At 65.8% G+C, this 11,303-nt stretch carries 13 protein-coding genes; 1 reads left to right on the plus strand and 12 read right to left on the minus strand.

The features are described from left to right. Positions 1-130: 130 nt before the first annotated feature. The 4 genes from fusA to VEG08_00195 form a co-directional block, all read right to left on the minus strand. Positions 131-2,224 (minus strand): elongation factor G, encoded by a 2,094-nt coding sequence (gene fusA, locus VEG08_00180; GenBank protein ID HXZ26393.1) that lies wholly within the window; start codon positions 2,222-2,224, stop codon positions 131-133. Positions 2,225-2,323: 99 nt separating this feature from the next. Continuing rightward, positions 2,324-2,794, minus strand: a complete 471-nt coding sequence (rpsG, locus tag VEG08_00185; GenBank protein HXZ26394.1) for a 30S ribosomal protein S7 — start codon at positions 2,792-2,794, stop codon at positions 2,324-2,326. A 22-nt stretch (positions 2,795-2,816) separates the two neighbouring features. Beyond that, positions 2,817-3,188: a 30S ribosomal protein S12 gene (rpsL, locus tag VEG08_00190; GenBank protein HXZ26395.1), complete on the minus strand. Its 372-nt coding sequence runs from the start codon at positions 3,186-3,188 to the stop codon at positions 2,817-2,819. A gap of 428 nt (positions 3,189-3,616) precedes the next feature. After that, entirely contained in the window at positions 3,617-3,973 is a 357-nt protein-coding gene (locus VEG08_00195; GenBank protein ID HXZ26396.1) for a hypothetical protein, read from the minus strand. Between the two features lie 212 nt (positions 3,974-4,185). Between VEG08_00195 and VEG08_00200 the strand changes: the two genes are divergently transcribed. Then, entirely contained in the window at positions 4,186-6,255 is a 2,070-nt protein-coding gene (locus VEG08_00200) for a hypothetical protein (GenBank protein HXZ26397.1), read from the plus strand. Positions 6,256-6,384: 129 nt separating this feature from the next. On the opposite strand, the gene VEG08_00205 is transcribed toward VEG08_00200, so the two are convergent. The 8 genes from VEG08_00205 to VEG08_00240 all read right to left on the minus strand — a co-directional run. Then, a complete protein-coding gene (locus VEG08_00205; GenBank protein HXZ26398.1) occupies positions 6,385-6,648 on the minus strand; it encodes a hypothetical protein in 264 nt (87 codons plus the stop codon). Beyond that, positions 6,645-7,085, minus strand: a complete 441-nt coding sequence (nusB, locus tag VEG08_00210) for a transcription antitermination factor NusB (protein ID HXZ26399.1) — start codon at positions 7,083-7,085, stop codon at positions 6,645-6,647. Before nusB ends, VEG08_00205 begins: the two co-directional genes overlap by 4 nt. A gap of 75 nt (positions 7,086-7,160) precedes the next feature. Then, positions 7,161-8,036 (minus strand): 6,7-dimethyl-8-ribityllumazine synthase, encoded by an 876-nt coding sequence (ribH, locus tag VEG08_00215; GenBank protein HXZ26400.1) that lies wholly within the window; start codon positions 8,034-8,036, stop codon positions 7,161-7,163. Between the two features lie 150 nt (positions 8,037-8,186). After that, positions 8,187-8,969, minus strand: a complete 783-nt coding sequence (locus VEG08_00220) for an enoyl-CoA hydratase-related protein (protein ID HXZ26401.1) — start codon at positions 8,967-8,969, stop codon at positions 8,187-8,189. A gap of 61 nt (positions 8,970-9,030) precedes the next feature. Beyond that, positions 9,031-9,258 carry a hypothetical protein gene (locus VEG08_00225; GenBank protein HXZ26402.1) on the minus strand — a complete coding sequence of 76 codons (228 nt, stop codon included), beginning with the start codon at positions 9,256-9,258 and terminating at the stop codon, positions 9,031-9,033. A 15-nt stretch (positions 9,259-9,273) separates the two neighbouring features. Continuing rightward, positions 9,274-10,164 (minus strand): 3-hydroxybutyryl-CoA dehydrogenase, encoded by an 891-nt coding sequence (locus VEG08_00230; GenBank protein ID HXZ26403.1) that lies wholly within the window; start codon positions 10,162-10,164, stop codon positions 9,274-9,276. A 55-nt stretch (positions 10,165-10,219) separates the two neighbouring features. Next, positions 10,220-10,546, minus strand: coding sequence for a GIY-YIG nuclease family protein (locus tag VEG08_00235; protein HXZ26404.1), 327 nt, complete (start codon positions 10,544-10,546; stop codon positions 10,220-10,222). A 49-nt stretch (positions 10,547-10,595) separates the two neighbouring features. Continuing rightward, a partial coding sequence (locus tag VEG08_00240; protein ID HXZ26405.1) for an acetyl-CoA C-acyltransferase occupies positions 10,596-11,303 on the minus strand: 708 nt, incomplete at its 5' end.

The raw sequence follows: 11,303 nt of genomic DNA on the forward strand, positions 1-11,303 counted from the left end.
ACGTTCACGTGCGGCTTCGTGCGATCGAATTTTTCCTTAGCCATAACTTGCTCCGTCAGTCGTCCCTGCGGGACTCTGTCAATCTCTACCGGACTCTCCCCGGCACTTCGTGCCGGGCTACATTCCCTCGCTACCTGCCCACGGTCTTGCCCTGCACCTTGGCGATGATCTCCTCCGCCACCTGGCGCGGGGCCTCTTCATACCTGGCGAAATGCATGGAGAAGGTGGCCCGCCCCTGGGTGTTGGAGCGCATCTGGGTGGCGTAGCCGAACATCTCGCTGAGGGGGACGATGGCGCTGACGACCTGCGAGCCGGCGCGGTGCTCCATGCCGGAGATGTGGCCGCGGCGGGAGCTGAGGTCGCCGATGATGGCGCCGGCGAAGTCCTCGGGCACCACCACCTCCACCGACATCACGGGCTCGAGCAGCACCGGGCTGGCGCGGCGCGCGGCCTCCTTGAAAGCCATGGAGCCGGCGATCTTGAAGGCCATCTCGCTGGAATCCACGTCGTGGTAGCTGCCGTCGTACAGGGTGGCCTTGACGTCCACCATCTCGTAGCCGGCGAGCACGCCGCCTTCCAGGGCTTCCTTGATGCCCTGGTCCACCGGCTTGATGAACTCCTTGGGGACGGCGCCGCCCACGATCTCGTTCTCGAACTCGTAGCCCTTGCCGGGGTTGGGCTCCAGGCGGATCTTGACGTGGCCATACTGGCCACGGCCTCCGGTCTGGCGGATGAACTTGCCCTCGGCCTGGGCGGGCTTGCGGATGGTCTCGCGGTAGGCCACCTGGGGTTTGCCCACGTTGGCCTCGACGCTGAACTCGCGCATCATGCGGTCGACGATAATCTCCAGGTGGAGTTCGCCCATGCCGCTGATGATGGTCTGGCCGCTGTCGGGATCGGTGGCGACCTTGAAGGTGGGGTCTTCCTGGGCCAGCTTGGAGAGGGCAACGCCCATCTTCTCCTGGTCGCCCTTGGTCTTGGGCTCGACCGCCACGGAGATGACGGGAGCGGGAAACTCGATGGACTCCAGCAGGATGGGATGCTTCTCGTCGCAGATGGTGTCGCCGGTGGTGATGTTCTTCAGGCCGACGCAGGCGCAGATGTCGCCGGCGTAGATCTCGCTGATCTCCTCGCGCTTGTTGGCGTGCATCTTGAGCAGGCGGCCGATGCGCTCGGAGCGCTGGCGGCGGCTGTTGTAGACGGAGTCGCCGGTCTTGAGCTTGCCGGAGTAGATGCGGATGAAGGCGAGCTGGCCGACGAAGGGGTCGGTCATGATCTTGAAGGCGAGCGCGGAGAAGGGTTCGTTGTCGGCGGCCTTGCGCTCCAGCAGCTTCTCGGGATGATCGGGATCGTGGCCCTTGACCGGGGGGATGTCGGCGGGCGAGGGCAGGAAGTCCACCACCGCGTCGAGCAGGGGCTGCACGCCCTTGTTCTTGAAGGCGGAGCCGCAGAGCACGGGGAAGAGCTTCAGGGCGATGGTGCTCTTGCGCAGCGAGGCCTTGAGTTCGCCGGGAGTGATGGTGTCGCCTTCCATGTACTTGTGCAGCAGCTCGTCGTCGTTCTCGACGATGGTCTCGACCATCTGGTTGTGGAAGGCGGAGGCCTTCTTCTTCAACTCTTCGGGGATCTCTTCGACGACGAACTCGGCGCCCAGGGTTTCGTCCTTCCACAGGATGGCCTTCATGGCGAACAGGTCGATGGCGCCCTTGAACTTGTCTTCCTGGCCGATGGGGAGCTGGGTGGCGACGGGGCGGGCGTTGAGGCGCTTGCGGATGGTGTCGATGGCGTGCTCGAAATCGGCGCCCATCTTGTCCATCTTGTTGATGAAGCAGATGCGAGGGACGCCGTACTTGTCGGCCTGGCGCCACACCGTCTCGGACTGCGGCTCGACCCCGTGCACGGCGTCGAAGACAGCGCAAGCGCCGTCGAGCACGCGCAGCGAGCGCTCCACCTCGGCGGTGAAGTCCACGTGGCCGGGGGTGTCGATGATGTTGATGCGGACGTCGCGCCAGAGACAGGTGGTGGCGGCGCTGGTGATGGTGATGCCGCGCTCCTGCTCCTGCTCCATCCAGTCCATGGTGGCGGTGCCTTCATGCACCTCGCCGATGCGGTGGGTGCGCCCGGTGTAAAAGAGCACACGTTCGGTGGTGGTGGTCTTGCCGGCATCGATGTGGGCCATGATGCCGATGTTCCTGCACCGCTCGAGTTGGACTTCGCGAGCCATTGCGTAATTTGGTAATTGTGTAATCGGGCAATTGAAAAACTGCTGCGTCGCAGCTCCTGAATCACCCAATTACCCGATTGCTCAATTCCCCAATCTCTCTTACCACCGGTAATGGGCGAAGGCCTTGTTGGCCTCGGCCATGCGATGGACGTCTTCCTTCTTCTTGATGGCGGCGCCACGGTTGTTGGCGGCGTCGAGCAATTCGTTGGTCAACTTCTCGGTCATGCCCTTCTCGGCGCGGCCCCGGCTGTAGGTGATGAGCCAGCGGATGGCCAGCGAGGTGCGGCGGTCGGGATTGACCTCGACCGGCACCTGGTAGTTGGCGCCGCCTACGCGCCGGGTCTTGACTTCCAGCAGGGGCTTGGCATTCTCCACCGCCTTGGTGAAGAGCTTCAGCGCCTCGCCTCCGCCCTTCTCCTCCAGCTTCTTCATGGCGTCGTAGAAGATGCCCTGGGCGGTGCTCTTCTTGCCGTCCCACATCATGGAGTTCACGAACTTGGTGACCAGCGTCGAGCCGTAGACCGGATCGGCGGCCACCTCCCGCTTGGCGATATGTCCTTTTCTAGGCATGGCTCAGAGAACCTCGGAAACTCTACTTGGGCCGCTTGGCCCCGTACTTGGAGCGACCCTGCTTGCGGTTGGCGACGCCCACGGTGTCGAGGGTGCCGCGGATGACGTGGTAGCGCACGCCCGGCAGATCCTTCACGCGGCCGCCGCGGATGAGCACGATGGAGTGCTCCTGCAGGTTGTGGCCGACGCCGGGGATGTAGGTGGTCACCTCGATGCCGTTGGTCAGGCGTACGCGCGCCACCTTGCGCAGCGCCGAATTCGGCTTCTTGGGCGTCTGCGTGTAGACACGGGTGCAGACGCCGCGCTTCTGCGGGCACTCCTGCAGGGCGGGGCTGGCGGTCTTGTAGTTCACCCGCGAGCGCCCCTGCTTCACCAACTGATGGAATGTAGGCACCGATGCCGCTCCTTGGGCGCGCACACCCGCCACGCGCCATGTGCTGGAATCCCGCGAACGGGACTGGCGGGCCGGGCGCGCGCTCCACAACCGGGCGGATCGCGCGCCGCCGCACCATGCTTTCCCCGCGCGTCCCAAGGACAGGCAAGGAAAAGTGTTGGTTTCCTCTAAGGTGGACTGACGACGGTGGCACCCAAGCCCTTGCGGGAGATGCTCCGTTTCGTCGCCCCGGACCTGCATACCCTCACGACGGGCGTGAGGCAGCGCAGGTGCGTTTCAGCGAGGGCGCCCTGCTAGCGGACCCGACTTCAGTCCTCGGGCGGAACGAACCACAGCTCAGCCACAACTCCAGGCAAGCTCAACCGGACTCGCGGAACCCATCTACTATAGCAAGCGCGCTTCCGCAACGTCAACCCGGGAGGCCCGGGTCAGCGCCCCTTGCCGCCTTTGCCCAGGTCTTTGACCAGGCGCAGGACCTCCTGCAGGCGGGAGCCATCCTCGTCGCTGAGCCCGACAAAACGAAATGCCTGCACGTGTCCGGCAGCCCCGGAGCGGGGTGCCAGCATCTCAACTAAGCCGGCGATCGCGAAGCAGGCGGTTTGGATCTCGACCTCGACCAGATCGCCTTCCGGGACAGCGGCGGTGAGCACCGCTCGCCCGCCGGTGCGGGAGAGCGTCTGCAGCACCCCGCTCACCGGTGGGGAGGTCGCGATGCGGATGGTCTGCGCCTGCATGCGCACCCGGGTGGCGCGGCGACCACGTTCGGACTGGGGAAACTCGGCCATGGAGCACACTCCGGGAGCTTCGGCCGACAGGGAGCGTACTGAAAGGACGCCTCCCTGGCAACTGGATTCGCGCCCGGGCGGGTGCGGCGAGCCGCCTCGGGGACGCGGGCGCCCTCATCGGCTTGCTGAAAGGGACGAGAGCCGTTAAACTTAACGATTTCCCCACTACCAGGTGTGCGAAGTTCCGCCGGAAAGCCAGGCGGGGAGGAATCATGCGGCGGTCGGCCATCATCGTGCTAGCGATCTGCGGAGCTTTCCTGGTGTCAGCCGGGCTGACGGGCTGCGGCAGCAGCAGCAACAAGAACAATCCCAACACGCCGGCTTCCATCACCCTGACGCCGACCACCGCTTCTCTGGAGCCGGGCGGCGTCACCCAGTTGCTGGCTACGGTGAAGAACAGCGATGGCGTCGTGCTCTTCCAGGCCATCACCTTCACCTCGAGCGCCACCCCGATCGCCAGCGTGGCCAGCGGGGGCAACAGCCCCGGGCTGGTGTGCGCAGGAAGCTGGGACAGCGCCACCACCCCGGTGGTGTGCACGCCCGGAAGCACCGGCACCGCCACCATCACCGCGACCGTGGCCGGGCTCAGCGCCACCGCTACCATCTACGTGCACCAGCACATCACCAGCATCACCCTCAACCCGGGCAGCGTGAACTGCGACTCGCAGAAGCTGACCACGGCGTTCAGCGCCACCGCCTTCAACGGCGCCACCGACATCACCAACACGGTGGGCCCGTTCACCTGGGCGTCGAGCGACACCAACGTGGTCACCATCGCCTCCAATACCAGCAACCCCGCCATCCTCAACCTGGCCACGGCGACGGCGGTCAACCCGGGCCAGACCACGGTGTTCGCCACCGCCGGCGGCACCAACAGCGTTCCCTCGAACTTCATCACCTGCCCCGTGGTCTTGGTGCGCGCACACCTGTTCACCTCCTCCGCGACTACGTTCACCATCGCGGTGGGAGGGACGCAGCAACTGGCCGGCGACGAAGTCGACAGCCTGGGGACGGTGGTCACCGTTCCCCTGACCTGGACTTCGTCCTCGCCGCCGACCGCGACCGTCAACAGCAACGCCCTGGTGACGGGCGTGGCCGCCGGCGGCGTGGGCATCACCGCCTCCTGCTCGCCTCCCACCTGCAACAACGGGCTCAACACCCCCGTCTACAGCAACGTGGTGAGCGGGACGGTGACCGGCACCGCGGCCGCGCAGACCGTCTACGCCACCAGTTCGCTGCTCAATCCCGCCTGCAGCACCGCCGGCAGCAACACCTGCACCAGCGTGGTCCCCATCACCACCAACAACAACACGGCGGGCACGGCCATCACCCTGCCGGCCAACCAGGTGCCGAACTCGCTGGCTTTCGACGCCGCCGGCGCGTCCGGCTACCTGGGCAGCTCGGCTGGGCTGATGGTCCTGAATCCGAGCAACAACAGCATCAGTGGCACGGTCACCAACGCCCTGGGGAAGATCCTGGCGGTCTCGCCCAACGGGAACTTTGTGATCGTGGCCAACCCCGGCGTGGACGTGACCGTCTTCAATCCGCCCAACAACACGGTGCAGACCCTGAACATCCCCAACGCGGCGGCGGCGGACTTCTCGCCCGACTCCCTGAAGGCCTACATCGTGGGCGGCAGCACGCTCTACGTCTTCCAACCGGGCCTGGCGCTGCGCACCATCGCGCTGGCGGGCGCCGCCAACGACGTGAACTTCCTCAGCACTGGCGGATTCGCCTATCTGGCGGGCGGCGGCTCTCCCGTGACCGTGCGCGCCACCTGCGACAATTCGCAGCAGGACACGGTGGCCACGGCGGCCACGCCCACCTTCATTCGGCGCGCGCCGGGGACGTTGAACATGGCGGCGGTGGATTCGCCCAACCTGGAGATCATCACCGCCAGCCCGACCACGCCGCCCCCGCCGGCCTGCCCGCCCACGCTCAGTGATGCGCTCACCACGGTGAATACCGGCGTCCCCTTCACGCCCAACGCCCTCATCGTCACCCCGGACGGCAGCAAAGCGCTCATCACCAGCAATCTGGCTGAGGTCACCATGGTGAACCTGGGCACGAACGCCGTGACCCACATCGCGCTCACCGGGGGAGCCAATGCCTTCACCGGCGGGGTCACGCTGGACAGCAAGACACTCTACGCGGGCGCCAGCGACGGCAAGGTGCACGTCATCGACCTGACCGCGGGAACCGACTCGGCGACCCCCATCACCATCACCTTCCCCAACCAGGCGGCGGGGATCGCGGTGGACCTGGTGGCCATCCGGCCCTAGGGGATCTCTTGACGACAAAGCCCCGCTGCCAGCGGGGCTTTTGTTTTGATCGGGGGATCGGGTCATCGGGTCCTTGAAGGCCCCGGCGCGCCCGGCTCTCCCTTAGCAACCAGCTACTGGCTACTGTTCCTACGAAGAGAAGGCCGCGGCGAAGTCCTCCGGATCGATGCCGCGGTAGGAGAGGGTGTGCTTGAGGCGCTCGCGCAGGTCCGGGGGCGTGGACTCGATGAAGGCGCGCACCGCATCCTCGAGCGCGACCTGGGCGCGCCCGCCTTCCTCCACTGCCGTCTCGGCGCGAAAGCGGGTGGACTGCTCGACCGCCTCGCGCGCCGGCAGGGGCAATTCGCGCAGCAGCTCTTCCACGATCTCGGCGGCTTCGTCGCTCCAGGTCACGAGCGCTTCCCTCCCCCCGCCGCGGCCGGCTGGCCGAGCTCGCGGGCGATGGAATCGAGCACCCCGTTGATGAACTGCACCGACTCGGGGGCGGAGAACTTGCGCGCGATCTCCAGGGCCTCGTTGATGACCACTGGGCGCGGGGTCTGGGGAAAGGCCAGCAGCTCGGCGGCGCCGCAGCGCAGGATGTTGCGGTCCACCGCCGCCATGCGCTCCAGGCGCCAGTGCTCGGCGTGGCGCTCGATGAGGGCGTCGATCTCGGCCGAGCGCTGGCCGGCGGCGCGGAACAGTTCCTCGGCGAAGACGCGCGTGCCTTCCTCCACCTCGCCGCGGGCGCTCCAGAAGGTGCGCGTGACCTCTTCCGGCGCCTGCTTGCCCATGTCCGCCTGGAAGAGCATTTGCAGCGCCAGCTCGCGGGATTTGCGGCGCGTTCCCATGGTCAGTCGCCAGTCCCCGGTCGCCAGTCGCCAGTCATCGTCGTTGGTCGTTAGTCGTTCGTCGATGGCGGGACATCACTTCTTCTTCCGACGTTTCCTGCTGACGCCTGACGTCCGACGTCTGACGTCTGCTCTCAGGTTCGCCATCTCCACCGCCGAGAGCGCGGCCTCGTAGCCCTTGTTGCCGCTCTTCAGCCCGGCGCGGTCGATGGCTTGCTCCAGGGTATCGCAGGTGAGGACGCCGAAGGCGTGAGGCACGCCCGTCTCCTGCGCCGACTGCCCGATGCCGCGCGCCACCTCGTTGGCCAGGTGCTCGTAATGCGAGGTCTGGCCGCGCAGGATGCAGCCCAGGCAGACGATGGCGTCGTACTTGCCGCTCTGGGCCAGGGTGCGCGCCGCCGAAGGGATCTCGAAGCTGCCGGGGACGCGGACGGTCACGATGCCTTTTTCCTGGGCGCCGGCACGGCGCAAGGCATCGAGCGCGCCTGCCAGAAGGCGGTCGGTGACGAAAGCGTTGAAGCGCCCGGCCACGATGGCGAAGCGCTTGCCGCGGGCGTCGAGCTTGCCTTCCGGGCCGGGAGCTTTCTTGCGCCAATCCTTGTTATAGGAGAAGACGGCGAGGCGGCCGGCGCCCGCCGGCATCTCCACGACGAAGAGGCGCGCGTCCCAGTCCTGATCGGCGATCTTCTTGACGATGTGCAAGCCGCGCTGCCGGGCCAGCTCGTAGGCGGCGTCGGCGGAGTCCACCTCGATGACCAGGTCGGCATCGGGGAAGCCATGGCCGTGGCCGATCTCGATTCCGGCCTCGGGCGCCTCCAGCTTCACGCCCTGGCTGCGGCGGCCCTTCCAGGCCTCGCCGCGCGCCAGCCCGAGCGCGTCGAAGAAGTCCGCCAGCGCGTGGAAGTCGGCCTCGCGCTTGGGCACCAGCAACTTGTGGAGTGACTTGATCACGACAATAAACCTACCACGTGGGCGCGGAGAGATTGGGTAATTGTGTAATTTGGTAATTGGGTAATTGTGTAATTTGGTAATCGGGTAATTGCCAGGCAGGCTTGGAATTGCCAGATTACTCAATTACCCGATTACTCAATTGCCGGCGCCCTACTTGCCCTTGAACTGGGCGGGTCGCTTTTCTAAGAAGGCCGTGGTGCCCTCGCGCTTGTCCTCCGTGGCGCAGCAGACGCCGAAGAGCGTGGCCTCCAGATACAGGCCCTCGGCCAGGGTCATGTCCAGGCCGTGGTTCACGGCTTCCATGGCGTACTGCACCGCCAGGGGCGCGTTGGCGATGATCTTCCTGGCGATGGCCTCGGCGCGCGCGATGAGTTCGCCCTGGGGCACGACCTCATTGACCAGGCCGATGCGGTAGGCCTCCTGGGCCGTGATCTGCTCGCCGCTGAGCACCAGCTGCATGGCCAGGCCCTTGCCCACCAGGCGCGGCAGGCGCTGGGTGCCGCCGTAGCCTGGGATGATGCCCAGCTTCACCTCGGGCTGGCCCAGCTTGGCGTTGTCGGAGGCCAGGCGCAGGGTGCAGGCCATGGCGATCTCGCAGCCGCCGCCCAGGGCGTAGCCGTTGATGCAGGCGATCACCGGCTTGCCGCAGTTCTCCATCAGGTCGAGCACCGACTGGCCCTTGTGAGTGTAGGCCTTGGCCTGGACGGGGTCGTTCTTGGCGAGTTCGCTGATGTCGGCGCCGGCGATGAAGGCCTTCTCCCCCGCCCCGGTGACGATGGCCACGCGCACGGCAGCGTCGTCGCGGATGGCGGTGAAGGCCGCGCGCAGCTCCTCCATGGTCGCCATGTTCAGGGCGTTGAGTTTGTCGGGGCGGTTGATGGTGACGTAGGCGATCTGGTCTTTGGTCTCGAACTTCAGGTTCTGGAATTCCATGAGTGCCTCTCCGTATTCAGGTGCGGGTGATGATAAACATCCCGAGCGCAACGAGGGAACCCTATTCTCGCGGCTCCGCCAGCTCGAACGCAATCAGGCCGGGGGTGCCGTCGTCGAAGCGGTGCGGGCGGCAGCGCACCAGGGCGCGCGGCGGAAAGGCCCAGCGCTCGCCCCGGGGCTCCTGGTCCACGGTGATCTCGTAGACGTCGTCGCGCAGGTGGTCGGCGTGCACCGGGCGCCAGCATTCCGTCTCTTCGTCGCGCAAGCGCACGTAGATCACCTCAGACATGCGTAGCGGGTGGCGCTAGCTGCGCAGCGCAGCGTCCTGGGCAATCGGCTTCTCCGGGTTCGACCAGTCGTAGAAGCCCTTGCCCGACTTCTTGCCGTACCACCCGGCCAGCACCATGCGCTTCAGTAGCGGCGGCGAGGCGAAGCGCCGCTCCTTGAACTCGTCGAACATGATGTGGGTGATGTAGTAGGTGGTGTCGAGGCCGACGAAATCCAGCAGCGTGAACGGCCCCATGGGATAGCCGCAGCCCAGCTTCATGGAGACGTCAATGTCCTCGATCGAGCCCACGCCTTCTTCGTAGGCGCGGATGGCGTCCAAGAGATACGGCACCAGCAGCCGGTTCACGATGAAGCCGGTCTTGTCGGAGGTGCGCACCGGCACCTTGCCCAGCGACTTGGCGAAGGCGAAGACCTCGTCGTACACCTTGGGGTCGGTGGTGATGGTGCGCACGACCTCCACCAGTTGCATCAGCGGCACCGGATTGAAGAAGTGCAGGCCCAGGAAGCGGTCGGTGCGCTGGGTGGCGGTCATCAGCTCGGTGATGCAGATGGAAGAAGTGTTGGAGGCGAAGATGGCGCTCTTCTGCACGATGGCGTCCAGCGCGGCGTACATCTTCTTCTTCTCTTCCACGTTCTCGATGATGGCCTCGACCACGAGGTCCGCGCCGGCCAGGTCTTCCTTCTTGAGTGTGCCCTTCAGGCGGGCGCGCACCGCCTCGGCCGGTTCCTTGAGCTTGCCCTTCTCCGCGAACTTGGCCAGCGACTTCTCGATGCCGGCGAAGCCCTTGTCGAGGAAGCGCTGCTCCGCCTCGAGCACGGTGACCTCATAGCCGGCGGTGGCCGCCACTTGCGCGATGCCGCTGCCCATCAATCCACAGCCTAAGACTCCAACCTTCTTGATAGCCATATCAATCACTCCGATTTGTAATAAACATCCCGAGCGCAGCGAGGGAGCCCTATCGTCACGAAGCTGCCCGCGTGAGCCCCTGCTTGCGCCGTAGCGAATACAAATCCTTGCCCAAATCCCTCCACTGCGGGTTAGAACTCCTGAACAACGCGATCTTCTTATGGCGGCTGAACTTCTTGATCTGCCTCTCGCGTGCGGCGGCGGCATGCGAATCGCCGAAGGCCTCGTAGTACATGAGCCGATCGACGCCGTACTTCTTGGTGAAGCCGTCGTAGCTGCCGTTCTTGTGCTGCGACAGACGGAGAGGAAGATCGTCGGTCAGACCAACGTAAAGGGTGCCGCTCAGGCTGGAGAGGATGTAGACGAAAAAGAGCGGTTTCACGACAGATCCTCGTTCCTATAGGGCTCCCTCGCTTCGCTCGGGATGTTTATTACGAGCGCTGCAAGTTCTCCACGATGACTGCGATTCCCTGCCCGCCGCCGATGCAAGCGGTCGCCAATCCGTACTTGGAACCGCGTCGGCGAAGCTCGTAGAGCAGGGTCAGCACCAGGCGCGCGCCGGTGGCGCCCAGAGGATGCCCCAGCGCGATGGCCCCGCCGTTGACGTTGACCTTGCTGCGGTCGAGGCCCAATTCCTTTTCTACCGCCAGGTACTGCGCGGCGAAAGCCTCGTTGACCTCGACCAGGTCGATGTCGTCGAGCTTGAGCCCGGCCTTCTGGAGCGCGATGCGGGAGGCCGGCACCGGGCCCTGGCCCATGATCTTGGGGTCCACGCCGGCGATGCCCCAGTTGACCAGGCGGCCCATGGGCTTCAACCCGCGCTTCTCGGCCTCGGCCAGCGGCATCAGCACGACGGCGGCGCCGCCGTCCACGATACCCGAGGCGTTGCCGGCGGTGATGTTCTTGCCGAAGGCGGGCTTGAGCTTGGCCAGGCCTTCCATGGTGGTCTCGGGGCGCAGGTGGTCGTCCTTCTCGAAGTTCTCGCCGGTGGGATTGCCCTTGCGGTCCTTGAGCGCCACCGGCACGATCTCCTCCTGCAGGCGGCAGGACTTCTGCGCCTCGCCCGCCAATTGCTGCGAGCGCAGCGAGAACTCGTCCATCTGCTGGCGGGTGATGCCCTGCTGCTCGCCGTAGTTCTC

This window comes from Terriglobales bacterium (genome assembly GCA_035624475.1).
Taxonomy (GTDB): domain Bacteria; phylum Acidobacteriota; class Terriglobia; order Terriglobales; family Acidobacteriaceae; genus DASPRL01.

Excerpts from the sequence above, each read along its gene's own strand:
- nusB (HXZ26399.1), bottom strand. The coding sequence starts at position 7,085 with ATGGGAACGCGCCGCAAATCCCGCGAGCTGGCGCTGCAAATGCTCTTC.
- VEG08_00220 (HXZ26401.1), bottom strand. The coding sequence starts at position 8,969 with ATGGAATTCCAGAACCTGAAGTTCGAGACCAAAGACCAGATCGCCTAC.
- fusA (HXZ26393.1), bottom strand. The coding sequence starts at position 2,224 with ATGGCTCGCGAAGTCCAACTCGAGCGGTGCAGGAACATCGGCATCATG.
- VEG08_00230 (HXZ26403.1), bottom strand. The coding sequence starts at position 10,164 with ATGGCTATCAAGAAGGTTGGAGTCTTAGGCTGTGGATTGATGGGCAGC.
- VEG08_00195 (HXZ26396.1), bottom strand. The coding sequence starts at position 3,973 with ATGGCCGAGTTTCCCCAGTCCGAACGTGGTCGCCGCGCCACCCGGGTG.
- VEG08_00225 (HXZ26402.1), bottom strand. The coding sequence starts at position 9,258 with ATGTCTGAGGTGATCTACGTGCGCTTGCGCGACGAAGAGACGGAATGC.
- VEG08_00200 (HXZ26397.1), top strand. The coding sequence starts at position 4,186 with ATGCGGCGGTCGGCCATCATCGTGCTAGCGATCTGCGGAGCTTTCCTG.
- rpsG (HXZ26394.1), bottom strand. The coding sequence starts at position 2,794 with ATGCCTAGAAAAGGACATATCGCCAAGCGGGAGGTGGCCGCCGATCCG.